Source organism: Elstera sp. (genome assembly GCF_044372965.1).
Lineage (GTDB): Bacteria > Pseudomonadota > Alphaproteobacteria > Elsterales > Elsteraceae > Elstera.
The window spans coordinates 16,164-40,233 of record NZ_JBILQX010000015.1; the positions used below are offsets into that span (position 1 = coordinate 16,164).

23 protein-coding genes are annotated in these 24,070 nt (G+C 60.4%); 11 read left to right on the forward strand and 12 right to left on the reverse strand.

The window, feature by feature from the left end:
• Nucleotides 1-30: 30 nt before the first annotated feature.
• The 3 genes from ACIQ36_RS03910 to ACIQ36_RS03920 form a co-directional block, all read right to left on the reverse strand.
• Nucleotides 31-1,335, reverse strand: a complete 1,305-nt coding sequence (locus ACIQ36_RS03910; protein ID WP_395826118.1) for a tyrosine-type recombinase/integrase — start codon at nt 1,333-1,335, stop codon at nt 31-33.
• Nucleotides 1,336-1,598: 263 nt separating this feature from the next.
• The gene (locus ACIQ36_RS03915) at nt 1,599-3,074 is read right to left on the reverse strand and encodes a sensor histidine kinase (protein ID WP_395826120.1); all 1,476 of its coding nucleotides are present in this window, start codon (nt 3,072-3,074) and stop codon (nt 1,599-1,601) included.
• A gap of 76 nt (nt 3,075-3,150) precedes the next feature.
• Nucleotides 3,151-3,951 (reverse strand): response regulator, encoded by an 801-nt coding sequence (locus ACIQ36_RS03920; RefSeq protein WP_395826122.1) that lies wholly within the window; start codon nt 3,949-3,951, stop codon nt 3,151-3,153.
• Nucleotides 3,952-4,177: 226 nt separating this feature from the next.
• On the opposite strand from ACIQ36_RS03920, the gene ACIQ36_RS03925 reads away from it, so the two are divergent.
• From ACIQ36_RS03925 to ACIQ36_RS03945, 5 genes are all read left to right on the forward strand, one after another.
• Nucleotides 4,178-4,396 (forward strand): NepR family anti-sigma factor, encoded by a 219-nt coding sequence (locus ACIQ36_RS03925; protein WP_395826124.1) that lies wholly within the window; start codon nt 4,178-4,180, stop codon nt 4,394-4,396.
• On the forward strand, nt 4,393-4,959 hold the full coding sequence (locus ACIQ36_RS03930) for a sigma-70 family RNA polymerase sigma factor (RefSeq protein ID WP_395826126.1): 567 nt from the start codon (nt 4,393-4,395) through the stop codon (nt 4,957-4,959). Before ACIQ36_RS03925 ends, ACIQ36_RS03930 begins: the two co-directional genes overlap by 4 nt.
• Nucleotides 4,960-5,206: 247 nt before the next feature.
• Nucleotides 5,207-5,500, forward strand: coding sequence for a hypothetical protein (locus ACIQ36_RS03935; protein ID WP_395826128.1), 294 nt, complete (start codon nt 5,207-5,209; stop codon nt 5,498-5,500).
• Nucleotides 5,501-5,893: a hypothetical protein gene (locus ACIQ36_RS03940; RefSeq protein ID WP_395826130.1), complete on the forward strand. Its 393-nt coding sequence runs from the start codon at nt 5,501-5,503 to the stop codon at nt 5,891-5,893.
• Nucleotides 5,894-5,931: 38 nt separating this feature from the next.
• The gene (locus tag ACIQ36_RS03945; protein WP_395826131.1) at nt 5,932-6,141 is read left to right on the forward strand and encodes a hypothetical protein; all 210 of its coding nucleotides are present in this window, start codon (nt 5,932-5,934) and stop codon (nt 6,139-6,141) included.
• Between the two features lie 2 nt (nt 6,142-6,143).
• Here the strand turns inward: ACIQ36_RS03945 and ACIQ36_RS03950 are convergent, their stop codons facing one another.
• The 9 genes from ACIQ36_RS03950 to dps form a co-directional block, all read right to left on the reverse strand.
• Nucleotides 6,144-7,202, reverse strand: a complete 1,059-nt coding sequence (locus tag ACIQ36_RS03950) for a histidine kinase dimerization/phosphoacceptor domain -containing protein (protein WP_395826133.1) — start codon at nt 7,200-7,202, stop codon at nt 6,144-6,146.
• A gap of 2 nt (nt 7,203-7,204) precedes the next feature.
• Nucleotides 7,205-7,621 carry a response regulator gene (locus tag ACIQ36_RS03955; RefSeq protein WP_395826135.1) on the reverse strand — a complete coding sequence of 139 codons (417 nt, stop codon included), beginning with the start codon at nt 7,619-7,621 and terminating at the stop codon, nt 7,205-7,207.
• On the reverse strand, nt 7,618-9,009 hold the full coding sequence (locus tag ACIQ36_RS03960) for an ATP-binding protein (protein WP_395826137.1): 1,392 nt from the start codon (nt 9,007-9,009) through the stop codon (nt 7,618-7,620). Before ACIQ36_RS03960 ends, ACIQ36_RS03955 begins: the two co-directional genes overlap by 4 nt.
• 660 nt (nt 9,010-9,669) lie before the next feature.
• Nucleotides 9,670-9,906 carry a YMGG-like glycine zipper-containing protein gene (locus ACIQ36_RS03965; RefSeq protein WP_395826139.1) on the reverse strand — a complete coding sequence of 79 codons (237 nt, stop codon included), beginning with the start codon at nt 9,904-9,906 and terminating at the stop codon, nt 9,670-9,672.
• Nucleotides 9,907-9,992: 86 nt separating this feature from the next.
• Nucleotides 9,993-10,379 (reverse strand): PRC-barrel domain-containing protein, encoded by a 387-nt coding sequence (locus tag ACIQ36_RS03970; protein WP_395826141.1) that lies wholly within the window; start codon nt 10,377-10,379, stop codon nt 9,993-9,995.
• Between the two features lie 198 nt (nt 10,380-10,577).
• Entirely contained in the window at nt 10,578-11,015 is a 438-nt protein-coding gene (locus ACIQ36_RS03975; RefSeq protein WP_395826143.1) for a hypothetical protein, read from the reverse strand.
• Between the two features lie 65 nt (nt 11,016-11,080).
• Entirely contained in the window at nt 11,081-12,379 is a 1,299-nt protein-coding gene (locus ACIQ36_RS03980; RefSeq protein WP_395826145.1) for a glycoside hydrolase family 130 protein, read from the reverse strand.
• A gap of 36 nt (nt 12,380-12,415) precedes the next feature.
• Nucleotides 12,416-14,758 carry a glycosyltransferase family 4 protein gene (locus ACIQ36_RS03985; protein ID WP_395826147.1) on the reverse strand — a complete coding sequence of 781 codons (2,343 nt, stop codon included), beginning with the start codon at nt 14,756-14,758 and terminating at the stop codon, nt 12,416-12,418.
• 399 nt (nt 14,759-15,157) lie between these two features.
• Nucleotides 15,158-15,667 carry a DNA starvation/stationary phase protection protein Dps gene (gene dps / locus ACIQ36_RS03990; RefSeq protein WP_395826149.1) on the reverse strand — a complete coding sequence of 170 codons (510 nt, stop codon included), beginning with the start codon at nt 15,665-15,667 and terminating at the stop codon, nt 15,158-15,160.
• A gap of 288 nt (nt 15,668-15,955) precedes the next feature.
• Between dps and ACIQ36_RS03995 the strand changes: the two genes are divergently transcribed.
• The 6 genes from ACIQ36_RS03995 to ACIQ36_RS04020 form a co-directional block, all read left to right on the forward strand.
• Nucleotides 15,956-16,318 (forward strand): group 1 truncated hemoglobin, encoded by a 363-nt coding sequence (locus ACIQ36_RS03995; protein WP_395826161.1) that lies wholly within the window; start codon nt 15,956-15,958, stop codon nt 16,316-16,318.
• 291 nt (nt 16,319-16,609) lie between these two features.
• Nucleotides 16,610-17,947 carry a surface lipoprotein assembly modifier gene (locus ACIQ36_RS04000; protein WP_395826151.1) on the forward strand — a complete coding sequence of 446 codons (1,338 nt, stop codon included), beginning with the start codon at nt 16,610-16,612 and terminating at the stop codon, nt 17,945-17,947.
• Between the two features lie 31 nt (nt 17,948-17,978).
• Entirely contained in the window at nt 17,979-18,863 is an 885-nt protein-coding gene (locus ACIQ36_RS04005; RefSeq protein WP_395826153.1) for a FecR domain-containing protein, read from the forward strand.
• A gap of 51 nt (nt 18,864-18,914) precedes the next feature.
• Nucleotides 18,915-19,946 carry a glycosyltransferase gene (locus ACIQ36_RS04010; RefSeq protein WP_395826155.1) on the forward strand — a complete coding sequence of 344 codons (1,032 nt, stop codon included), beginning with the start codon at nt 18,915-18,917 and terminating at the stop codon, nt 19,944-19,946.
• 4 nt (nt 19,947-19,950) lie between these two features.
• Nucleotides 19,951-20,958 carry a hypothetical protein gene (locus tag ACIQ36_RS04015; protein ID WP_395826157.1) on the forward strand — a complete coding sequence of 336 codons (1,008 nt, stop codon included), beginning with the start codon at nt 19,951-19,953 and terminating at the stop codon, nt 20,956-20,958.
• Nucleotides 20,959-20,964: 6 nt separating this feature from the next.
• A partial coding sequence (locus tag ACIQ36_RS04020; RefSeq protein WP_395826159.1) for a tetratricopeptide repeat protein occupies nt 20,965-24,070 on the forward strand: 3,106 nt, incomplete at its 3' end.

Below are 24,070 nucleotides of genomic sequence, written 5' to 3' on the forward strand. Positions count from 1 at the left end.
ATATATCACTCGTGGTATAAAGCGCCAAGATCAGACTTCCCCGGATTTCTTGTGTAAGGGCACTACCACCCCTACCGCCTTCCCCTCTGCCGCGCGCATCCCGGCCAAAGCAGGGGCAGCGGCGCGTTCCGCCAGTTCGACGCGGGCGTTATTGGCGAAATGGATATAGCGTTGCGTGGTCGAAAGCTGGGAATGCCCCAGCGCGGCCATGAGTTGCGCGGCTTGCGCGCCGCTCAAAGCCAACCAAGACGCCACCGAATGCCGCAAGGAATAGGGCACAAGATCGGGCGAAAGTCCGGCGGTGGGGATAACCTTTTCTGCCCAATCCTTACGGTAGCTTATCGACCCCTTCCCCCGACTGGCGGGAAACACAAAGGCGTCGGGTTCCCCCGGCGGCTGGCGGGCGATAATCTCTTGCGCGACGGCAGGAAGGGGAATGACACGGTTTTTCCCCGTTGCCTTCCCCGTTTTATGGCGCGATGGGGGCAGGACGATTGCGCCGCTTTTCATATCCACATGCCGCCACTGGCAGCGGCTAATCTCGGTCGGGCGCGCGCCGGTGATTGCCATCAGCCGGAAGGCATCGGCCACCGCCGGGCGAATGCGCCGTTCCTCTTCCAAGTGAGCAAGGGCAGTAAACAGCCGAACGTAATCGTCGGGGCCGTCTAGGAAGGTTTCGCGTGCGTTGCCGCCCGGCAGTTTGAATGCCCCCGCTGGATGCTCCTTAATCAGCCCTTCCGAAACGGACCAGTTCAACGCGGTTCGCAGAACGATAATGCAGTCACGCGCGGCGGTAGGGCCTCCCCGGACGCGGGTTAATCCCCGAGGCTTGCCGCTCGGCACGGTTTTCCGATTGCCCCCGTCGCGGATCGTAGCGAAGGCTTTGCGGACGTGCTCCAGCGTTAGACTCTCTGCCAGAACCGCCCCGACAAGCGGCTTTAGGTGATGCTCGATCCGCCCTCGGTCGATAGGGCGGGCGGTATCCGATTTTGCGGCAAATTGGGCCGAAGCAAGGTAACGGTCTAACAGGTCCGCCACTGTCAAGCCCTCCCGCTTGGCCTTTTTACTCTCCAGCGGATCGCCCCCGGCCCGCACGGTTGCCGCCCAATCCTCGGCAATCTGTCGCGCCTGTTCTGGGGTTAAGGCTCCGGTCTTCCCGATGGTCGCGCGGCGCTTTTGCCCGGCTGCATTGCGATAATCGAAAACGTAGCTATGCACCCCGGACGGCAAAGATCGCAGCCCGAACCCCTTAATCTCACTATCCCAGGTAAACAAGCGCTCGGTATGTACAGCCGATTTCAGGGCTTCAACGAGGCGTTTTGTGAGCTTTGCCACGGGCCTAACCCTTGAGAAAAAAAGAAAAAAGGCCGTTTCTGTGTCACCACCATGTCACCAGAAGGCGGAAAAACGGGGTAAAAAAGGCCCTCACCTATACACTCACGGTAAGGCAATTTCTCTTTTAGATCAACGGATAGTAAGAATGAGAAAGAGACCGTGTCACCAGGAAAACCCCCAGATCGTGCAATCGCACTGCAGAGGTTGTGAGTTCGACTCTCATCGGCTCCACCAAGAATTTCAAGGGGACAAGTGCGCGGGCGCTATCCCTCGGTTTCGCCTAAACGACTTACCGGGAACCGCAGTGTCCAGCGCACACCCTCCGGGGCGAAAATTAGGTCCGAGGTTCCTTCGAGGGCGCGGGCGACCAGCCGCTCCAGCAGGGCGCGGCCAAAGCCTGCGCGGGTGGGCGGCTCGACCGAGGGGCCGTTGCTTTCGACCCAGGTGAGTTCGACCAGGGGGCGATCCTCGACCACGATCTGCTGCCAGGCGATGGCAATCCGCCCGTGCGCGCTTTGCAGCGCGCCGTAGCGATAGGCGTTGCTCGCCATTTCGTGCAGCCCAAGGGCGATATTTTGCGCAGCTTCCGGGCCGACAATTGTCGTTTCGCCAACAATCGACAACCGCTCTTCCAGCCGCGCCGGATCTTGCCCGATCTCGCGCAAAACCAGATCGCGCAGATCGACCCCGTGCCAGGAGCGGTTGACCAAGAGTTCATGGGCACCGGACAGGGCCTGGAGGCGGGCACTAAAGCGCGCCAAATAATCGGGAAGATTTGTCACCGATCCCCCGGTTTGCCGGGCAATCCCTTGCACAATCGCCAGCAGATTCTTCGAGCGATGGGAGAGTTCGCGCAGCAGATTTTGCAAGTGCTGCTCATAGAGCTTGTGGGAGGTCACATCGATGGCGACGGTGGTCACGCCGACAATCTCGCCGTCGGCATAGATCGGCTCGATGCGCTCGTCGAACCACAGAATTTTGCCCGCGTGCGGCAGGGCGATTTCCATCCGCGTGGCCGTGCCGGTTTCGAGCACGCGGCGCTTGGCGGCGGCGGTTATTTGCGCGGTCGGCGCGGGGAAAATATCCTCCGGGCGCGCGCCGATCATATCGGCGATTTTTTGATCAGCCGGTGGATTGTGAACCCAGGTATAGCGCAACTCCCGATCCTGTTGGGCCATACTGATATTGGAACTGGCGAGGGCCGCTTCGAAGCGCCGCGTGGCCTCGGCGAGTTCCTGGGTGCGCGCGGCAACGCGCTGTTCCAGGGCATGATTAAAGGAGCTTAACGTCTCCACCAGTTTGCGCCGGGCCAGTTCGTCGGCGGCAAGCCGCTGATTCGCTTCGAGCAAATCGGCGGCTGACGGCAGCGTGACCAGTTTGGGGAGCCGTGGCCACAGGGCGAAGGCCGCGATCAGGGCGACGGCCCCAACACCAACATTCGCAAGGCTGAACAGGCCCGAGGTGGCCGGGAACCAGAAGGTCAGTAAATCCAAAAGCTGACCGGTTCCACACGCGAGCGCAAAAACGCACACCAACGACGTTACGTTGCGATAGGCCGCCGCCAAGCCTTTGCGGTGGTGAGAATACCATAGAATACCAAAGGCGACACCAAAACAGGCGAGCGTCAGGATGCCGTTCGACAGCATGTTTGCGATGGCCAAGCTGGCGGGCGTTCTTAGGCCCAAGCCGCCCGCAATCCTTAGGAAAAAATCGACGACATCCACGAGGGATTGGGGCATTCGGCTTAGTCCATACCATCGGGTTTAGTCTTACGGGGAACACATTATCCTGAACCCAACCCCGCAAGAACCGCCGCTAGGCGACGCGATGGGCGAGGGTGCTGGCGGGTTCGCCGAAAAACAGGGCCTGACTGATCACGGCCTTCACCATGTCCTCGCGGAACGGCTTGGCGATCAGAAACGTCGGCTCGGGCCGCTGGCCGGTCAGCAGCGATTCGGGGAAGGCGGTAATGAAAATGACCGGCACTTCGAAGGTTTCCAAAATCTCGTTCACGGCTTCAAGGCCAGAACTGCCGTCGGCAAGGCGAATATCGGCGAGCACGAGGCCGGGTCGCTCGGCGGTCGCCATCGCCACTGCTTCGGTATGGGTGCGGGCATTGCCCACCACCTCGTGACCCAGCGCGCGCACCAGGACTTCCAGATCCATCGCAATAATCGGCTCGTCCTCGATGATGAGAACGCGGGACGACACTTGCGCGCCAATCTGCTGCCCGGCGATGTCCAGCAATTTGCTGAAATCTTCGGGCGGCACGTCGAGAATGACGGCGGCCTGGGCGCTCGAAAATCCCTCCACCGCCGTCAGTAGAAATGCCTGACGCGGCAAGGGGGTTAACGCTTCAATGCGGCGCTCGGCCATGCTCGCGCCGTGAATTTGGGGCTCGTTGGTATTGATCGACAGTGAATTCCACAACCGCGAAAAGAGCTTATAGGTAGCGACACGCGGATCGCACGCCCGGTCAAAAACCGCAGGATCGGCGACTAAGGTTTCCAGTAAGGCCATGACATAGGAGTCGCCGCTCCCTTGGCTACCGGTTAGCGCGCGCGCGTAGCGGCGCAAAAGCGGGAGTTGCGGAGCGACAAGCGCAGAAATGGACATGGGCAAAACAACCTCGTCTAGGATCCACACCGCCCGACGCGGGATGGACCTTGAGTTTAAGAAACGTTTAACCTCGCCATCGGTTCCCGCCGGCTCCAAAAAAAACCCTAAAAAAAATCCCTTGGGGAACTTTTGCCAACGAACGGTGTTGTCATGCCAGGAACTCTGCCGTTCTCGGCCCAACGGCCGCCTAGAATCGATTCGAGACGAACGAAAGCCACCGCCCATGATGTCCTCTTCTTCTTCCGACAACGACCGCCCCGGCCACGGCACCAACGGGAAATTTGTCGAGCCCAAGTTGCAAGCCCACATCGGCCAAAAACTGCGCGAATATTATGATCATTTGGCCGCCGAACCCGTTCCGGATCGGTTCAAAGCGCTGCTGGATCAGCTTGAAAACGCCGAAGCCAAACCGGCCAAGCCGCCGGTGGGGGAGACTGAATGACTAGCCCGGCCGTGCCGCTGAAAGAGGCGTTGCTGGCGCAAATTCCGTCTATTCGCGCTTTTGCCTTATCCTTGACCGGCAACCGCGATCGTGCGGATGATCTGGTTCAAGATACATTGATGAAGGCCTGGGCTGCGGCGGCTTCGTTTCAAGAAGGCACCAGCCTGCGCGCGTGGCTTTACACGATCATGCGGAACAATTTTTACAGTGAACACCGCAAACGCTGGCGGGAAGTGCAGGATGTGGACGGGGTTGCCGCGGCGGGCTTGATCTCGCTTCCCGCGCAGCACGGGCATCTTGACCTTGCCGATTTTCGCGTTGCCCTGGCGCGCTTGCCGGCCGATCAACGCGAAGCGCTTATTCTCATTGGGGCCTCGGGTTTTTCTTACGAGGAAGCGGCGGTTATCTGCGGCGTTGCCATCGGCACAATCAAGAGCCGCGTCAATCGCGCCCGCCAGCGGCTGATGCAGCAAATGGCGGTGGATTCTCCGAGCGACTTCGGTCCCGATTTAGCGGTAACGGTCGAGGCGACCCCTATCTCACAAACCGTTTCATCGAATTGACCCCGTAGGGCGCGGGCATGAAAGCTTTTGCCGATATTCACTAAAAAATATGGGAACTAATCTCCTGCTAATAACGTTTCAATAATAGACGGCAGCGAGAAGATTTTCTTGGTGTCGTTAGTGGGAGTGTTGCGGGCATTTCTTGTAGAAATTTATATATTTTGGACCGCACCCCTAGGTCCATTCCCTAAATCATGGGAACCCGCACGCTCTTCCCTTTGGTTGTCTTTGGAAAAGGAAAGAGACTATGGATCAAACCGCAAAGTTCGAAAAGCTGCGCGACGCGGGCTTGGTGAAAAATGCCGAAGCCGTTGGCGGCGCGTTGGATACAGCGATGGATCACGCTCTTGCGGCGGCGACCGAAACCGGCGCGCTTGCCGCCGAAAAACTTTCGGCACTGGCAGGCAGTGCCCGCGGCCTGGGCGAGGATGGGCTGAACGCTTTCAGCAAAACCATCGAGCGCAATCCGATTGCCGCGATTGCGATTGCAGCGGGCGCGGGTCTTATCGCGGGCCTGCTGTGCCGCCGGTCTGACCGTTAAATGCGCGCCCTCGCCGGATTGATGGGGCTGAAATCGCCCCCTCTTCGGCGGCGGGTGGCGCTCTTGCTCGGCAGTCTTGTGGCTGTCGGGCTTTTTTCGACCGTCGCCGTCGGTTTTCTCTGCCTCGGCCTGTATCTGAGTTTGGCGACCCGCTTACCGCCGGTTTATGCCGCCCTTCTGGTGGCGTTGATCGGGCTTTTGCTGGCGGCGCTCAGTGTGAGTGTGTTGGTGCTTGCCGCCCGGCGCACGCAGCGCGCCGTGACGCGAACGGTGGAGGCCAGCGCGCTCGCCGCTCTAGCCCCGTCACTTGTGGCTTTGGCCGCGCGCCATACCCGCGTTCTTGCGGCGGTGGCGGTCGGAGCCCTCGCTTTTATGGCGATGCGTCGGCGGTAATCGCAGGCCGCGCTTAACCTTCAAAGGAGGGTGCGATCATGAGCTTTTGGCATTTCCTGGGCTTCTTGGCCCTGAGCACCTGTTTTTTCAGTGTTCTCAGCGAGATGAAGGGCCCATCTGCCGCGCAGATGGTTGGTCAGACCATCCGACTGAACCCCGACACGCTCCAAGATCGCTGTACCGAGGCCGGGTGTGCGCTGGCGTTTCGCCAGGTCGCGTCGGCACGGCCTCAAGATTATATCCGCTAGGCTCAGTCGAGCGGAAACGTAACCGTCACGCACGTCCCCGAGGGGCGTGGGACATAGGCGACGGTCGCTTTGAGGCTCGTGGCCATCGCGGCCAGGATTTTGGAGCCGAGCCCCGTTCCTTGACTTGCCGACTGCGGATCGAACCCTTTCCCATCGTCTTCGACGGTCAGGATGATCACCGCTGCCGGGGCCTGCTGCTGCACGGACACGCGAATATCGCCGGTTGCACCCGCCTCATAGGCGTATTTGAAGGCATTGGTCACAAGCTCGCCAACGATAACGCCCAGCGAAACGGCCTTATCGGTCTTAATCGTCAAGCGTTCGGCGCTGAGGCGAATGGGGTAGGGGTGCTCCTCATCGGCCAGCGAGGCTTGCAGTTCGCCCACTAGATGTTCGAGATAATCATCAACCTCAACGAGGCCGATCCGGTCCGACGTATAAAGTCGGCGATGCACCCCGGCGATGGCGGTAATGCGCGCTTGGGTTTCTTGCAAAGCCGCAATGGCGGCGGGGTCCGCAAGCGCCGCCGACTGCATGCGAACCATGGCCGCCACCAGCCCGAGGCTATTGGCGACCCGGTGATTGACCTCCTGCAGCAGCAATTCCGCCCGGTCCCGCGCCTCGCGCACGGCCTGTTCGTCTTCGGCTTTCTGCCGCTTCAAGCGCCAGCGTTCGGTGACATTCTCGATGGCGGCGATGAGCAGATCATAAAACTCGGTTGCGGTGTCCTTAATCACATACTCATCGGCCCCGGCGCGGATAGCCTGAAGCGCAAGCCGGGCATCGGCTGATCCGGTAACATAGACAACCGGCAGCCGTTCGCTGCGCGGACCTAAGCGGGCGAGCACGTCCAACCCAGTTTCACCCGGCATACTGTGATCGAGAGCCATAACATCGAACCCGCCTTGGGCCAGGCATTCGAAGGCTTGCGCGCTATTGACGACCGGGACAACGTTATGACCGCGACGGGCGAGGGCCTTTTTCACCAACACGCCCAATCCCGCGTCGTCATCCAGGTAGAGCACGCGGATTGGGGTTAGAATCTCGGTCGAAAACGGCATGCTTATTCCCCCTCTGGCATCTGCATGACCGATAGAAACAGCCCCAATTGCCGAATCGCATTGGCAAAACTGTCGTAGTTCAGCGGTTTGACAATATAGACATTGGCCCCCAAATCGTAACAGCGTTGCACTTCGCGCTGATCATCGGTGGTGGTGAGAATGATAATGGGCATGCGCCGCGTGAGCGGGTTGGATTTGAGCGCCGCCAGAATATCGGTGCCGGTCATATCGGGCAGATTGAGGTCGAGCAAGATCAGGTGGGCCCGTTCTGCGGCGTCACCCAATAAGTAGCCCAACGCGCTGGCCCCATCGTTGAACGGCAAAAGCTCATTTGAAACACCGGCGCGGCGAAGATTTTTTTCAATCAGGCGCGCGTGCCCCGCGTCGTCCTCAATCATCACAAGCGTGACGGACTTCATGTCACGGTTCCTTTTTCGTCGGGGCTTAGACTCAGCCTAAGGTCTGAGGCGATTGTAAACCGGAATACGGTGCCGCTGTGACCGTCTGAGATAACCTGAATATCGCCGCCCAATCGCCGCACGAGCGTGCGCACATGCGCAAGGCCAATCCCCTCGCCCACTTGGTCCTGTTTTCCGGCCCGGCGGAAAAGCTCGAAAATCCGTTCGTGATCGGCGGGGGCGACCCCACGGCCATTATCTTCAATCTCGAAAATGACGACCCGGCCCATGCCCCGTCCGCGCACAAAAATTTGCCCCGGACGCGCCGGGTCGAGGTACTTCACCGCATTATCCAGCAGGTTCATCATAATTTGCCGGAGCGAGGCTTCGTCTGAAATCGGCAGCGGCAGCGGCGGAATAATCGTGATGTCGGCCCTAAGGTCGGTGAGCCGATGGCGCAGATTGGCGACGCACTCCGCGCAGAGGTCCGCCATAGCAACCGGGCGCGGCACGAGCGGCACCCGGCCCAGGCGCGAGAGTTTCAGAATTTCATTGATCAGCGCATCCATGCGGGTCATCGACGTGCGGATGAACTGCAGAGCTTCGGGGATATCCTCGTCCACGGCGGCAAAAACTGGCGCTATGGCCGCATCGGCCCGGTCGGGGGCGGACTGCTTCAGATAGGCCGCAAAGGTTGCCGTGGCGCTTTCAAGCTCACTCATGAACCCCATAATATTCACCAAAGGCGCGCGCAGATCGTGGGTGACGATAGAGGCATAGCGCTGAAGCTCGTCATTGGCCCGCGCGAGCCCTTGGGTTCGCTCCAAAACCCGCTGTTCCAAATCGGCATTGGCGCTGGCGAGGACAGCCCGCGCCCTCTCGATTTCGCGCGTGTGGCGCATAATGATGATAATCGCCAGCACCGCGAGAATGAGCACCAACGCCCCGCCGAGCGATGTGAGCAGTGTGAGCCGCGCGGCGTTGGTGGTTACTTCCTCGCTGCGGGTCTGTTGAAAGTTTTCGGTTAATTCTTGCAGATCGATCACGACGGCGCGGATCTCGTCCATCAAAATCAACCCGCGATTGCCCCGCACACTGGCGAGTGCTGCCTCGGAATGACTGGCCTTAATCGCATTAAGCGCGAGTTCCATCACCTCGAATTTTTCCTGCGTCAAGCTTCGTAACCGCAGCATGCTTGAAAACTGAAACGGGGGTGGCAGAAGAAGGCGTTGATGGTCTAAAGTATTAAGCGCCGTATCGCAGCGTTGTTTCGCATCCCAGTAGGGTTTTAAGTAAGATTCATCGCGCGTAATCCAATAACCCCGCACGCCGGTTTCAGCATCGACGACGGCGGCTAGTATATCTCCGGCGGTTTGCTCAAGAGCCGTCGCGTGAAGGGTCTGTTGCATCAGATCCTTCATTTTTTCGCCGGCAGAGAAGGCTCCAAAGACGATTAGCAATAACAGTAAAGCCGCAAGAGCGGAAAAGATAACATTATACCCCAGAAAACGACGATCAAATTTTCCCATTCTGGCCTCGCCGATAAAATTATTTAGTTAAAAAGTTATAAAAATAATCGTCATTGATGGAGATATACGATAAATCTCACGATTTTTTCAATAAATATCGCAATTTATCCTCAATTACAGGCAATAAATAAATTTAAATGCCGATTCGAATTTGTACGGAACGTCTTGGGGGATTATGCGTTTCAAAAGCAGAGTGTATTTTGCGCGTATCGCTATTTGCTCTAACTCCCCCCAATACCTTGAAAGGATGAATCATGGGACGCGGTCTTTTGTTCTGGCTCCTCGGGGTGCCTATCCCGCTTATCATTCTGTTTTTAATCTTCTTCAACTAGTTGCTTGCTTCTTCGGCAAATATATCGTCGCGGGTGAACCCACCCGCCCGGGATGTGCTCTAGGTCTGCCCGACAATAACTTCCCCCAAGGGTCTGCACCTTTGGGGGAAATCAGTATTTGGCAAAGAAAAAGAGCCGGTTTCGATGAAGCGAAACCGGCTCTCTTGCCTATGTCTCTCCAGGGAGGCCCAGAGGAGACGTTACGCCCCTATTTCCAAATCGGCTTGCCAAGGTCGATATCGGATTCCTTGGTCAAACCGCCGACGCCCGCGCCAACGGCCCCGCCGACGACGGCACCCGTTACTGGAGAGCCGAGGATTGCCCCACCGACCGCGCCGGTTGCAGCGCCAATCCCCGCCCCCGAAAGAGCTCGATCCCCAGGATTATTTCCGCAGGCGGCCAAGCCGAGCATAGCGATACCCGCGGCGAGTGTGATGAGTTTCATGATTAATCTCCGGTGTAACGGTGCTTGGGCCCGAACGCTTGCAAACGCACCTTAGGGCCCAAGCATCAGCTTTTTAGAAACGGCCCTTACGAGGCGTATTTATAATCGGGGAGCGCCTTCAGCGACTCGGCGGTAGCGCCCGGCAGCAGCATCTTGCCATTCGTGACGGTCAGCACGCTGTAGGGCACGACGACAAGCTTATCGCCCATCCCAAGGAAACCGCCGACCGAGAGAACCGCGTAGGGAACCTTCTCGTTCGGGGTGACGATGAGGTCATCGATCTTGCCGATGGTATCGCCCGCGTTATTGACCACGGCGGAGCCGACAACCTTGGATGTGCGGTAGCCCGTGGTCAGCGATTGCAGATCAATCTTCATCGGTGCAAAGGTTTGCGGTGCGCCTTGCGCGAAAGCGGCGCCGGTTAGGACCGTTGCAGCGAGAAGACCTGTGACTAGAATGCTGGATTTCTTCATAATGTTATTCCCTTATTCGTGAACTCAGTAGCCCAACATTCCTGTTGGTCTCAGTGTATAAACGTTGGGCGCTTATTATTGTTCCAAACGCCCGATAAAATTCTTCATAGGCATCTCAAAGTATCGCTAACCATGGGCAAAAAAAATCGGCGAGGGAAGTTCCTCGCCGATGTCATGGAAGATCGTGATTGGGAAGGATTAACGCGCCGCTGGGGGTGTTTCCGGCGTTGCGGCCATGGCGGCGCAGAGGGCTTCCAGCGCGTCGACGGCCCCCAGAATCGGGCCTTGCAGCGACGTTCCGGCAGCGCCCGGCAAGCGGGCCTTCAGATTTTGCAGGATGACCGATAGAGCGATTTCAGCGGGCGGCAGGTCCAGCGTTTCCTTCGCTTGCAGGACATCGCGCAACTGCGTGACTTCACCGCCGGACATGCCTTCGTCGGAAGCAACAGCAAGTTGCTTTGCGTCTTGCTCCAACGTTTCGAGAACTTGAAGCTTCTCGGCCTTCGCTAAAGTCGGATCGACCACAACGTCGGTGGGATGGGTAAAATGAGCGTGCGGCCGCGCGACTTTCGCCTCCGCTTCCACCGATTGCAGCGTATCGATGGCGCTCTTCGGAATCGTCAGGAGTTCGTTCATGGCGTTGCACCTCCTTTGGGGTTGCTCTCCTAAGGAACGCGCCAGCGCCGATTTGGTTTCATGCTTTAAACGTCGAGAGACATCAGCAGATCATCAATCCGCATCGTCGAGAAATTGGAAAAAGTGTCGGAGATCGCATAGGGCAGAATAATCAAGTTATTATGCCGCATCGCCCCACAGGTATAAACCACGTTCGGCACATAGCCCGCCCGTTCGGACGGGTCGGGATGCACGAGCGGGAGGTGCGAGCGCGCGAGGATTTTCGATGGATCCTCTTTGTCGAGCAGCACCGCGCCGATGGAATATTTGCGCACCGGCCCCACGCCATGGGTGAAGAGCAACCAGCCATCATCCAACTCGATTGGTGAGCCGCAGTTGCCAATCTGAACGAACTCCCACGGATACTTCGGCGTTAAAAGCAGCGTGCCGTGATCCCAGCGATAGAGATCGTCCGAATAGAGCAGGTGCAGATTTTCGCCGTCATAGCGGGCAATCATGGCGTAGCGGCCGTTGATTTTACGCGGAAACAGCGCCATGCCCTTGCCCCCCGCTGCCGTGCCCGCCAGGGGCGTGAGGCGAAAGGATCGAAAATCGCGCGTTTCCAGCAGTTCGGAGCGAATGGCGGTGCCGTCATAGGCGGTGTAGGTTGCGTAGAAAACCGTTTCGCCGCCCGCCTGAAACGCCACAAAGCGCGCATCTTCAATGCCGCGCGCTTGCGCGAGCGTTAGCGGAAAGATCACGCGCTCGCTCAGTTCTTCCTCGGGCCGGAAGGCGACCTCCACCGTATCGCCCATCGGGCCGGGCGCGCGGATGCGCAGTTTGGGCATGGTTGCCAGCCGCGCGATGGGGTCCACCGTTACGCTCCCATCGGCATCGATGCTGCCAACGCGAAACGTTAGCGAGGAAATATGCCCCTCGCCGACCGCGCGCAAACTGAGAATAAACCGGCAGCCCCCTTCCGGTGCCCCCGTTTGGTCGGGATGGCAGACGATACTGGGATTGAACAGGGCCGCCGATTCAAACGCATATTCATTGAGAAAATAGGAGCCGACCAACTGCCGCTGTGCCGTGGTGAAGACGGTGTGGGGAAGCAAGGCTTCCTCCAACTCATCCGCCCGTGCTTCGAAGATTTCCAGCAGATTGCGGTGGCGGCCTTGGAAGTTTTCCAGCACGTCCGTGAGCAGTGTTGCCGTGGTCTCAGCGTCCAGCGCCATCACATGATCGACGATGCGATTGGCGCGGGTCCGCTCTTTTGCCTTCAGCGGGCGCGGATCGACCGAAGGTTTGAACGGGCGCACCACAACACGCGCGGGGTCGGGACGAAGATAGAGAGCCTGACGGTTCAGGAACGTCGCTTGGGGCAAAATAGGCTCGATTTCTGGTGAAGGAAGCGCGGGAGCTTAGGGATGGGCGGCCCGGAAGGGCACGAGGGTGCCCGTGGGCCGCGCCCGCGTAATACGAACCAGTTGGCGGATTTCGGCCAAACTAAGCAAGTAAGAAACCACCGATTCACCGCCGCGATTTTCGTTGGGTCGGTCGCGGTGTAGCCCGTCGCGGCAACTTCCCGTATCGAAATCGACCAAGGCCACTGCAAGATCATTATGGCCAAGGAACCAGGAAAAACAGGTGATCGCCTGGGTTTTCCAAATCTCATCCCCCTCGGCCCGCCACGCGGCCAAACAAGCGGAGAGCGCTGCCGTGGCTTCTACGGGCTGCTGATCGAAGGGCGCGGGCGCGCAACGCTCGGTGCCGAACGTGTCGGAGCCGACGGGGCGAAAACAGCCACTCTCGGCGGTTTGCTGGGTCATCAACCAGTGTAAGGTTCGCAACCCCGTTTCCAGATAGAGCGGCGTATCGGTGGCAATCCCGGTGACAATCAGGGCTTGGCAGAGCCGGGCATTATCGTAAGAGAGGCCCGATTCGAACCAGGGCCAGGCGGGCGTTTCGCTATCGGCAAGCCGGGCCACCAGTTTGGCGGCGAGGCGCAGGCGCAGCCGTTCGGCCTCAGCCACCGGCGCGATGGTGCCGCAATAGGCATCGAGCCCCAGCAGAGTAAAGGCCCAGGCGCGGGGCGAGGCGAAGCTTTCGACAGTCGGCAAAGCTTCCAGAAAAAGCCCCTCGGCCCAGAGTCGCCGCGAGGCCCGTGTATCGTCCCGCGTGCAGGTTCCAAGCGCCCAAAGGGTGCGCCCATGACTATCTTCGGAGCCGGTATCTTCCAGCCACTGGCGCTGAAAGCTCATGAAGTTACGGAACCGGCCTGTATCGGGATTCCAAGCATCTTGAACAAAAGCGGCGAAGCGCGTTGTCAGCACTTCCGGCAACCCCGCTTCGGCGGGGTGGTTGAGCGCGCAGGCGAGCAGCAGTGCGCGCGCATTATCGTCGACGCAATAGCCATGCGCCCTGTTGGGGATCGAGTGAACCGCGTGCTGAAACAGCCCGGTATCGTCGCACATCGACAGGAAATAGCCCAAGCGCATATCGGGCGGCAGCAATTCTTCCGGGGCGAGCGGGGGCTCATCCCGCTGAGCAATCAAGGTGAGGTGCGGCGCGCGCGGGACAGCATCAAAAATGCCCCAGTATCGTTCGGCGGTCCGCTCCCAGGTCATCGAACGGCTATCGGCATAGGCGCGCGTGCGCAAGGCCTGACGGCGGGCATCGTCGGTGAGTAGGTCCGAAATTTCACGGCTGAGCGCCGCCGAATCGCCAAAGGGCACCAGCACGCCGCGCCCTTCGGCCAGCAACTCTTCAGCGTGCCAATAGGGGGTTGAGACAACGGCTTTGCCGAGGCCAAAACTATAGGCCAGCGTGCCGGAGGTCATCTGCGCCTCATTCAAATACGGCGTTACATACACATCGCAGGCGGCGATGAAATCGAGCAGCGTTTCGTAATCGACGAACTGATCGAGAAAGACGACGTGCTCGGTTAACCCCAGCGCCTGCACCCGGTCCATCAGGCCGTGCCGATAGGTTTCGCCGTGATTGCGGACAAGGGTGGGGTGGGTCGCCCCCAAAATAACGTAAAGCGCATCGGGGCGGTTTTTGAGAATCGCGGGCATCGCCTCGATCATCACCTCGATACCCTTATTGGGCGATAAAAGGCCGAAGGTGAGAATCACCATTTGCCCCGCAAAGCCGCACCGCTGCTTGGCGGCTTCCGGCTCGCTAAACCGAACATCGGGAATGCCGTGGGGAATGACGGTGATTTTATCGGCCGCGACGCCGTAGACCGTTTGCAGCAGCGCGCGGCCTTTTTCGGCCATCACGATTACTTTGCCAGATGCCGATACAATCGCCTCCAGCACGCGCCGTTGTGGCCGCGTCGGGTTTTTCAGAACCGTATGCAGCGTCGTGACCACGGGCATGGTGAGGCGTTCGAGCAAGCCGACAATCGCGCCGCCCGCCTCTCCGCCAAAAATACCGAACTCATGCTGCAAGGAGACAAGATCGATCCGCGCCGCGTTCAAAACATCGGCAGCCTGCCGGTAATCGCTAAGGCAGGTCTCGCGGATCTGCACATTCACAATCGGCGGATAATCATAATGATGCCCCGCGTCGGTCATCGCGACGATTCCGGTTTGCACAGTGGGCCGCGCGACCGATAGGGCGCGATGCAGATCGGTTGTGAAGGTTGCGATGCCACAGCGCCGGGGCAGGGCATTCCCAATAACGGCGAGACGCCGGAGGGCGGGGGCTTGGGCCATCAATCGATCCAACTCTGCGCGGGTGGCGGCACCCATCGCCATCGGGCACATCCGCTGACGGTGGTGGGCGACGGAAGGGGGCAAAAAACCCCAATCACCGTGGGCGAAGTTTGGGGCGATACCGCGCCGCGCCCCCTTTCGGCCAGATCGGGGCAAGCGGCGACGGTATACTCTTAAAACCCGCAGGGTCGGCAAAGGTTCCGCTAACCGGATTGGACGGCGGGGAAGCGCTGGTCGCATCCTTGGGCGGGAGCGGGGGCGGGATTTTCGATTCCGGTGGGGGATTAGACGGGTTCATGGAATAAACTCCAAAACCTCGACCGGATAGGCCCGCACAGCCGGGGGGCGGACGGCACCCCCGGCGAAAAAGGCTGATGCCCGCAAGGCTAATCAGCCTTCTCCGGTTTAGGCAGGGCCGGAAACTACTCAGGCCCCAGGGGGTTAGGCAGCCGACGAAACCGACGCGGGTTTTGCCCTTGGCGCGGCGTGGGATTCGACAAACCAAAGCTGCTGATCGATTCCGCGAGAGATTTCCGTCAACAGATCGGCGGTATCGGCATCGCCTGTTGTTGTGCTGGTCGCGCTGGCTTCGCGGATGGCTTGGCTAAAGGCAGCAAGACTGGCGGAGACGGCGAACACATGCTCCGCCACATCGGCCACACCTAGTGGATAAGGCACCAGATAGGAGCGCTCGGCGGCGACTTGCACTGTGCCGAAGGCGGTTCCGCCAAGCCCGCCCGTGCGCTCGGCAATATGGTCGGCGGCGAGGGCAACGGCGGTCGCAACCGTATCGAACAGCTCATGGATCGCCATGAAGCCCGGCCCCCGCACATTCCAATGGGCTTGCTTGAGTTGGGCTTGCAGATCAATCGCGGCCGCCAGATGCTTGTTCAGCGCTGCGACCGACTGCAAGCGAATCGCTTCGGGAAGCGTATTGTGGGTAAATTGCATGGGGATGCTCCAGTATATAAGGGGAAATCAGTCAATAATTCTAACGTTTTTTCTGAAAAACCCGTAGTGACGGAAACTACGCATATTTTTCAGTATCGGAATATCAGATCGTTTTTAACGGCGATGTAAATTTATTGGGTGGTTGATTGACCGTGGAGTCATTTTTAACTCCGCGCCGTCGTTGGTCTGAGATACCTACCAATCATTGGCATTCCTCGCGATCCGATGTCATTATACACCTGTATTCAACGCTTCTTTCAGTAGGCGGCTAAGCTGCCGGGAGCACCCATCAGCCTATATGACGATATCGGTGGGGCGGCGGCGGTCCATGTCGCCGTGGGGCGCTTTTATATAAAACTGCTGGGAGATCCGATGCTGGCTCCTTTTTTTGATGGCGTCAGTCTGGAGCATCAGCGGGCCAAGCAGGTTGCGTTTCTAACGATGGCCTTCGGCGGACCGTCGGAGTATGACGGGCATGACCTGCGCGAGGCCCATAAGCACCTTGTTGCACGAGGCTTGACCGACGCGCATTTTGATGCGGTGGCGGGGCATCTCAGGGCAACCCTGGTGGAGCTTAAAGTCGACCCGGCGCTGATCTCGCAGGTTTTAGGGGTTGTCGCAGGAACGAAAAAGAATGTTCTCGACCGTTAAATGACTCTCGCGAAACAATTTCTGATTTCAAAACTGGTGACTTTAATCAATGCCAAGAATCAGGGTGCGTCAGCTCAAATGAGATGAATCCGTCCTCAAAGAACCGCGTTAAGAGAGGTTTTCAAACCAACGCTCTGAATCGCTCCTGTTTATTCGCTTTGCATATTAGCAGGAAAATAGGATAATTTTAGCCTGTTTGGATCGCAAGCTTTGATGGACTCTGCCGTCGTGACCTTTAAATCACCCCTTCGCGCTCGGGCGCGCCGTGCGCATCTTTATTGCGTTATGGCTATGGCGACACTCGCGATGGCAGGTCCGGCTGCTGCGCAAGGTGATGTCGGGACAACGCTCCAGCGCCAGGTCGACGATGCGTTTCGCCAAGTGTTGTCCGCCCCTGGGGATTTGGAAGTAGGCCTGCGCTATGCGCGCCTTCTGGTCCAGGCGGGGAACTTCGAGGGCGGTATTGCGGCCATGGAGCGCCTGTTGCTGTCCCCCAATGCGCCGTCGACAATCAATCTTGAACTCGGGGTTCTTTATTATCGCCTCGAATCCTATGCCGCTGCCGAAAGCTATTTGCGCGTGGCCGTAGCGCAGACGAATTTGACCGACGAGCAGCGCCGACTGGCCGAGCAGTTGCTAGCCGACGCCGTAAGGCGCAATCAGCCGACCCGGCTTTCGGGTTTCATCATGGCCGGGGTCCGGGGGCAAACCAACCCGACGGCCCGGACGAATGAGGATTTTATTCGCGCCGGTGGGGCGCTGGTTGCCCGACCGAGCACGCAGAAGCGCAAGAGCGATACCGATACGCAGTTGGTTGGTCGGCTTGAGTATGTATACGATCTCGAAACGCAGAATACTGCCGAGCTGGTGAGCACGCTGGTCGGCGTTGCCCAGCATTATTCGTCGGTCTCCAGCTATACGCTAAAACCATCGACCGATAAGCCGCGTGATCTGCTATTGGCGGAAGGCACGACCGGCATTCGGTTTAAGCCCGATCCGGTCGATCTGCCGGGTTTGACGCTGCGCCCTCATGTTATTGCGGGGAATATTCTGCTCGATGGGCATCAATATGCCTATAACCTCGGGGCCGGGCTTGAGTCGAGCTATCGCTTTACGGATCGTTTTGTGATCGATGCGGCCTATGAGGCGCGCAATTACAGTTATGCCACCCGCGTGGATGTGGCCGAGGCCAAGCAGCAAGGCGGGCTGGAGCATACGGTGCGGCTGCGCGCGAGCTATGAACTCGCGCCGGGGCAACTTGTTGTGGGCGAGGTGATCGGTCGGGATCATGGCGCGGATCGGGGCTATTTCGCCTACCAGAGCGGGGAGCTGCGCGGCACGTATATTTTGAGCTACGCTAACCCGCTTGGCTGGTGGGATGCCCCCGGTTGGACGACGACGGTGAGCGCCGGGGTTTTGCAGCGCAATTACGATACGTCCGATCCGGCGGTTGATCGCAGCCGGACGCGGGAAGATACCGAGTGGCGCGGAACGTTTGCGACGCAGATTCCGATCGATACGGCCTGGTCAATTTTGTTACAGGCGGAATATGTAAAAGCTAACTCAAATTTGCCGAATTATCGGTATGATAACTCGTCAGCGTTAGCATCGATTCTGTGGCGTTTTTAAGGGCTGAGCGAGAGGGCGAGGAGAGAAGGTTATGACACCAGCAGACGCTAAAGATTGGTGGCTTGCCGCCGCTGCGCTCAGCAGCGCCTTTATTCCGTCGGCGCAGGCCCAGGATAAGCCCGTGACCGTGCCGGAAAAGGCGGGGGTCGTCTCCGGTGTGCAGCCCGGCGTGAAGTCGACGACGATTGAGCGCGTGATCTATGTCGGTAGTGATGCCTATCGCGGTGAAAAATTTGTCACCGATGCGAATGGCTCGCTGCATATCCTGTTTATGGATCAATCCTCGATGACGCTCGGCCCGAATTCGGAGCTGACGATCGATGAGTTCGTCTATGATCCGAACGCCAAGAAGGGCAAGATCGGCGTATCTTTGGCCTCGGGGCTGCTGCGTGTCGTTGGTGGCCAGATCAGCAAGAGCAACGAGACGACCGTCAAAACCGCCTCGGGCACCATTGGGATTCGCGGCGGTATTTCGACGGTCGAACAGAATGGTAACAATACGAACGCTACCTTTTTGTTCGGCCAGCAAATGCGGGTTTCCGACAATAGTGGCAATACGAACACTGTAACCCGGCCGGGATTTGGTTCGAGCCTTGGTTCGGGTGGGCTTGGTCCGACGACGCGGACGGATCCAAACACCCTTCAGTCAAACTTGAATCAATTTTCTGGCAACAGTGGCGGCTCCTCCAATCCTCAGGGTCCCGCTGCTGGGGGGAGTAGTTTGGTTAGCACGGATTCTGCTAGTAGTCGGTTGGGATCGGGTGGTGGTGGTGGTGGTCTTTCGAGGGATCGTGTGAGTTCGGAGGTCTCGACCACGCTGGAAAATAATCCTCTGAGCACAATCCGGACCACACAAAATCTGGATGTGGTGCAAAATAACGCGCGCCAACTCACGCCGCCTGTTCCCGTCTCGTAACTCTTCTTGGCGGAACATTCCGCTGGTTCCGTAAAAAGGCTGGGCGTTCGCATGCGGTTGCTGTTCGTTTCGACCTATCCGCATCTGCCCGACATCATCGGCGGGTTGCAAACGACAACGCATGATCTTTGCCTTGCGCTTCAGGATATCGGGGCCTCGGTGGCGGTCCTGTGTGGTCTCACCGAGCGCTTGGCGGATGGAAATCATCTGCTGCCGCAGCGCGATGAAACGCTGGGTTATACCGTGATCCGCGTGCCGGACCCCAATCGGGCGCTGGCGATGGTGGCGGCCAGTTGGGAGCCGACGGCGATTATCGTGCAAAGTGGCACGGCGCTGCTGCCGACCGTGATCGCGGCGCTGGAAACCGGGCGGGCGACCGCCGTTTATCTGCATAACGTCGAAGTGCATCAACTTGCCGGAACGCTCTACCCCGATCCGGCGCTGCTGTATTTTTCAAACTCGCAGTTTACCGCCGATCGGTGGCGGGCACTGTGCGGTATCGACAGTGCGGTCGTGCCGCCGATTGTGGCCCCAGAGCGCTACCTTGTGGCGGAGATCGGCGAAAAAATTCTGTTCGTGAACCCCACGCCGATCAAAGGCCTGGAAATTATGTTCGGCCTCGCCGCCGCCTGCCCCGATTTGCCGTTTCTGGTCGCCGAAAGCTGGCATTTGGAGCCGCGCTGGCGGGCCTTGTGCAAGCGCCGCGCCGAGGCGTTGGGCAATATCACCTGGGTCACGCCGACGCGCGATATGCGCACGCTCTATAGCCAAGCCCGCGTTCTGCTGATGCCGAGCGTGTGGGAAGAAGCCTTCGGGCGCACGGTCATCGAAGCGCAACTGAATGGCATTCCGGTGCTGGCCAGTGATCGCGGCGCGCTGCCGGAAACCGTGGGCGACGGGGGAATCCTGGTCGATGCCCATGCCCCGATCCTGGTGTGGGAGGCCGCCTTGCGCCATCTCTATGGCACCGATCACGCGGATCGGTCGGCCTCGGCACGGCAAAAAGCCTTTGCCGCCACTGCGGCAACCCCGCTGATTGCGGGCGATTTTCTGTACCGTCTGGCGTCCCATGCGGAGCGCTAACCCCTTGCGGCTGCTGTTGGCCTCTGCGGGAAGCCCCAGTGCCGACACCGACCGGACGCTCCAAACGCTCGGCGCGGCGTTGGCGGCGGGCGATATTGCCCCCATCGTTCTGCACGGTTGGACCGGCGCGGGGCGGTTGCACGTGGACCGCAGCGACGCGCGCGGATATCCCGTGTATCGCAGCGACGCGCCCGCTATCGATATAGGCCTCTTAGCGGTGCTGGAGCGTCCGTCGGCGGCGGTGCTGTTCGGGGGCGATGCGCTGGCCTTGGCGGGCCCTTTGGTTGCGGCGGGCGTGCCTGTCGTCGTGATGGTCGAGGGCGATAGGCCGGTCGAACTCGGTGCGTTGGAGGCCAGCGCCTTGGTGAGCCTTGCAGCAACAACGCTGCCGGAGGCCGCGCGCCTTACGCTTTTCCAAGGGGCGCCGGTGACGGTTTTACCCCTGCCCCACTTAGAAAAGCCTGCGTATGAGGGCGGCGGCGCGGCAATTTTGGTCTTGGGCGATCAGCGGGCCGATGGGGTAGCGGTCGCGCTCGCCCTGGCCGAAGCGCGCCCGGCCTATCGCTTTGTGTTTTCGGCGAACGTTGCCCACATACCCGGAATGCACCTGCGGCTGTCGCGCCTTGGGAATGTTCAGATGCACACGGTCGGCATGCCGCTCCCGCCGCTGGGTTTGGCGCTGCTTCCCCATTGCGCCGGGGTGCCGCCTTGGCAAAATCTGGCCGCGCTCATGGCGGCGGGCGTGCCCGTATTCGTCGGTGATTCGCCCTTGCTGGCGGCAGGCATTGGCGCTGCGGGCCTATCCTTGTCGCTCACAGCCCCCGCCGAAGCTTGGTTCGCGGCGCTGGATGGGCTGATGACGCCGGGCGATCTGCGCCAACAGGCCGAAGCCGCGTGCCCCGCGCAAGCCGCCTTCTTACGCCCTTCCGCCGCCCAGGTGGCAAGCCTGTGGCGCAACGCGGTGCACACCCATATCGCCCGCAGTCACGGCTTCCCCATAGGGCGGATTTGAGACGCGATGCGGACCGAGACCGCGTTAACTGATCTTATTGCCCAAGCGTGGGCGGCCTATGATCGGGGTGATCGGCGCACGGCGCGCGGTCTGGCCGAGCAGGCCCGCGCTTACGCGCCGCGCGCGCCGGGGCCGATTGCTGCGCTCGCTTGGTTTCAGTTGGACGCGAACCAGCCCGACGCGGCGGCGGCGCTCCTGAAACCGGCGCTAAAAGCCCATCCCGACGCCTGGGCGCTCTGGTGGTATCTCGGGCTTGCGCATCAGCGCCTGGGCGAACTTCCGGCAGCCGTCGAAGCGTTGCGCCGGGCGTGCTGTGGCGATCCTGAATTGCACGAGGCGGCCTTTACCCTCGCTTGGCTTCTGCACGATCTTGGGCATCTGGCCGAAGCCCTCGCCTGGAGCCGCTATGCCGTCGGCGCGCAGCGGTCGCCCGACCGTCTCCAGCAACTCGCGTGGTTGGCCCTTTGCACGGGCGCGGCTGAAACGGCGGCGGGGCTTTATCGCGAACTGCTAGACCTGCTGCCCAAGGATGCGCCGGACCGGCCGCTGCTGCGCCGTCACTTCGCGAGCGCCCTTGAACAGGCGGGCGACCCCCAGCAAGCGCTCGCGGTTCTTACCGAAGAGGCGGCGGCGCAACCGGATGACCCGGCGGTACTTACGGCCCAAGCGTGGCTGCTGCTGCGCCGCGACGATCCAGGGCGCGCCCGAGCCCTGGCCGCACGTCTTAGCCGCTTAGCCCCGACCCAGGCGGACGGCTGGCATATTCTCGGCCTGATCGATCAAGCGGCAGGCGACGCCAGCGCGGCTGCGGCTTTCTATGCAAAAGCGCTGGCGTGCGATCCCGGTCTGACCGATCTGCGCTTACGGCGCGCGTCTCTCTTAGCGGCGTCGGGGGAAGCGGCGCGCGCCGAAGCGTTGCTGCGGGAGGCTTTGGCCGAGACCCCGACCCTGAACGCCGCCGAAGATTTGCTGATTCAGCTTCTTCTCGAACAGCGCAAGACGGCGGAGGCGCGCGCGCGGATTCACCGCCGCTTACGCCAGAACGCGCCGTCCCCCGACCTATGGCGGCTGCTGGCGATTACGCTCGATCAGCGCGACCGGCTGATAAGCGCGCTCTATGCCGGTCGGCGCGCGTGCCGCCGCGACCCGGCGAATGTCGAAGCGCACCGCCTGCTGGGGTGGCTTGCCCATCGCACCGGGCACATTGCCGAGGCAGCGACGGTTGCGCGCCGGATTGTGGCGCTCACGGGCGGGGACGGTCCAGCGGCGGTGCAAGCGGCGTTTTTGCTGGAATCGGCGGTTGGAATCGGCGCAGCCACGTTGGCGGAGGCCGCCGCATTTGCCGAACATGCGGTTTACCAAGGCCCAGACGAGCCGGAAGCGTGGCGTGCTCTTGGGCATATTCGGTTGGTCCAGCAGCGCTGGGACGATGCCGAGGCGGCCTTGCGGACGGCCCTCAATCTCGCCCCCGACCGGCCCGACGCTAGGCGGCAGTTGGCCGGTCTTTACAGTGGCCGGGGCCGTTTGGCAGCGGCGGAAGACCTGCTCGCCGATCTGCTCAAGCGCTTTCCGGACGATAAATTCGCCCGGCTGCTGCTCGCCGAAACCTTCCAGAAAGCCAGCCGGTATAGCGACGGGTTAGCGGCCCTCGCCCCGCTGCGTGCGCCCGATTGGCCCGAGGGCGATTTGTGCGCGGCGTCGCTACTCGCCGAACGGAGCGGCGCGGGGGATTGGGCCGATGCGGTGGCCCTCTGCCGACCCATGCTGTTCGCCGGGCCCGCCATGGAGGCGGCGGGGGCGATTCTGGCGCGCCTCGCGGGCCTCGGGTGCGCCGAGGCCGAAACCACGCTCGATCTCGTGCCGCTGCATCAGCGCTGGAAGATTTATCAGCACGCCATCCGCATTGCCGTTTATCGGTATGGTCATGACGCCTTTTGTCGTTTGATCCAATTGGCGCAAGCGCGGTTTCCTGAGGATTCTTGGGTCGCGACAGCCGCTTTTTTTGCATCGGGGCTCGATGAGGGGCTTGCGCCCGCCGACCGGGCGAAAGCCGCGCGGCACTGGTATCGGCGTTTGCAAAGCCAAACCGGCCTTTCGGCCCCGCGCGTTGCCCCAATCTGCGATGATGATAAAATCCGCATTGCCTATCTGGCGAGCTATCTGCACGGATCCCTGCTGCGCCGGGTCCTGCCGGCCCACGATCCGGCGCGGGTGCGGGTTTATCTATATACCGATGCGCCCGTTGTTGCGGCCGAGTGGGGCGGGGTCGTTATCCCGCTCACAGGGACCGATCTGGCCCAATCCTGCGCCGCCAACCGGATTGATGTGGTGATCGATACGGTTTCCCCCCACGCCTTCGAGGGGCAGGAGCGCGTCGTGACTGCCCTCGCCCGTCGCCTTGCGCCGGTACAAATCGCGTGGCTGGGCACCTGGGGAACCGGCGGCGGGCTGTATGATGCGCTGCTGACCGACGCGGAGGCCGTGCCGCTGGGCGCGGAAGCCCTGTATAATGAGGAGATTCTGCGCATTCCGGGCGGGCAATGGGCGTGGGAGCCGCCACCCGAAGCCCTATCGCCTGAACCGGGACCACTTCCCGCGCGCAAATCGGGCACGATGACCTTCGCCGCAACCGTGCGCGGTTTGCGCCTGTCGCCCCGAACCTTTGCCACCTGGGCGCAGATTTTGGCGGGGGTGCCGGGATCGCGCTTAGCCCTGGTCGGTTATCAGGCCGAGGATGGCCCGCAGCAGCGGCGGTTTGCCGAAGTTCTTACGAAATTCGGGGTTGATCCGGCGCGCGTCACCTATCATCCGCCCTGCTCCTACGCGGCGTTGCTGGGGTTTTATCAAACGGTCGATATTGCGCTCGATGCGGCTCCAGCCAATGGCGGCTTGTGTTTGCTCGATCCGCTGTGGATGGGGGTGCCCTTCGTCAGCGCCGCCGGGCCGTGGGCGTCGGACCGGCAAGGCCTGTCCATTCTCACAAGTCTCGGATTGGCCGATCTGTGCGGAAAAAATGATGCGGATTTTATCGCTATAGCGATCCGCCTCGCCCAGGATGGGGACCGACGCGCCGATTTGCGCCGCACGCTGCGCGCCCGCGTGAAAGCCGCCC

Bases quoted from the DNA above. Each gene is read 5' to 3' on its own strand.
- ACIQ36_RS03915 (WP_395826120.1), bottom strand. From the start codon at position 3,074: ATGCCCCAATCCCTCGTGGATGTCGTCGATTTTTTCCTAAGGATTGCG.
- ACIQ36_RS03920 (WP_395826122.1), bottom strand. From the start codon at position 3,951: ATGTCCATTTCTGCGCTTGTCGCTCCGCAACTCCCGCTTTTGCGCCGC.
- ACIQ36_RS03925 (WP_395826124.1), top strand. From the start codon at position 4,178: ATGATGTCCTCTTCTTCTTCCGACAACGACCGCCCCGGCCACGGCACC.
- ACIQ36_RS03930 (WP_395826126.1), top strand. From the start codon at position 4,393: ATGACTAGCCCGGCCGTGCCGCTGAAAGAGGCGTTGCTGGCGCAAATT.
- ACIQ36_RS03935 (WP_395826128.1), top strand. From the start codon at position 5,207: ATGGATCAAACCGCAAAGTTCGAAAAGCTGCGCGACGCGGGCTTGGTG.
- ACIQ36_RS03940 (WP_395826130.1), top strand. From the start codon at position 5,501: ATGCGCGCCCTCGCCGGATTGATGGGGCTGAAATCGCCCCCTCTTCGG.
- ACIQ36_RS03945 (WP_395826131.1), top strand. From the start codon at position 5,932: ATGAGCTTTTGGCATTTCCTGGGCTTCTTGGCCCTGAGCACCTGTTTT.
- ACIQ36_RS03950 (WP_395826133.1), bottom strand. From the start codon at position 7,202: ATGCCGTTTTCGACCGAGATTCTAACCCCAATCCGCGTGCTCTACCTG.
- ACIQ36_RS03955 (WP_395826135.1), bottom strand. From the start codon at position 7,621: ATGAAGTCCGTCACGCTTGTGATGATTGAGGACGACGCGGGGCACGCG.
- ACIQ36_RS03960 (WP_395826137.1), bottom strand. From the start codon at position 9,009: ATGCAACAGACCCTTCACGCGACGGCTCTTGAGCAAACCGCCGGAGAT.
- ACIQ36_RS03965 (WP_395826139.1), bottom strand. From the start codon at position 9,906: ATGAAACTCATCACACTCGCCGCGGGTATCGCTATGCTCGGCTTGGCC.
- ACIQ36_RS03970 (WP_395826141.1), bottom strand. From the start codon at position 10,379: ATGAAGAAATCCAGCATTCTAGTCACAGGTCTTCTCGCTGCAACGGTC.
- ACIQ36_RS03975 (WP_395826143.1), bottom strand. From the start codon at position 11,015: ATGAACGAACTCCTGACGATTCCGAAGAGCGCCATCGATACGCTGCAA.
- ACIQ36_RS03985 (WP_395826147.1), bottom strand. From the start codon at position 14,758: ATGGCGATGGGTGCCGCCACCCGCGCAGAGTTGGATCGATTGATGGCC.
- dps (WP_395826149.1), bottom strand. From the start codon at position 15,667: ATGCAATTTACCCACAATACGCTTCCCGAAGCGATTCGCTTGCAGTCG.
- ACIQ36_RS04000 (WP_395826151.1), top strand. From the start codon at position 16,610: ATGGCGACACTCGCGATGGCAGGTCCGGCTGCTGCGCAAGGTGATGTC.
- ACIQ36_RS04005 (WP_395826153.1), top strand. From the start codon at position 17,979: ATGACACCAGCAGACGCTAAAGATTGGTGGCTTGCCGCCGCTGCGCTC.
- ACIQ36_RS04010 (WP_395826155.1), top strand. From the start codon at position 18,915: ATGCGGTTGCTGTTCGTTTCGACCTATCCGCATCTGCCCGACATCATC.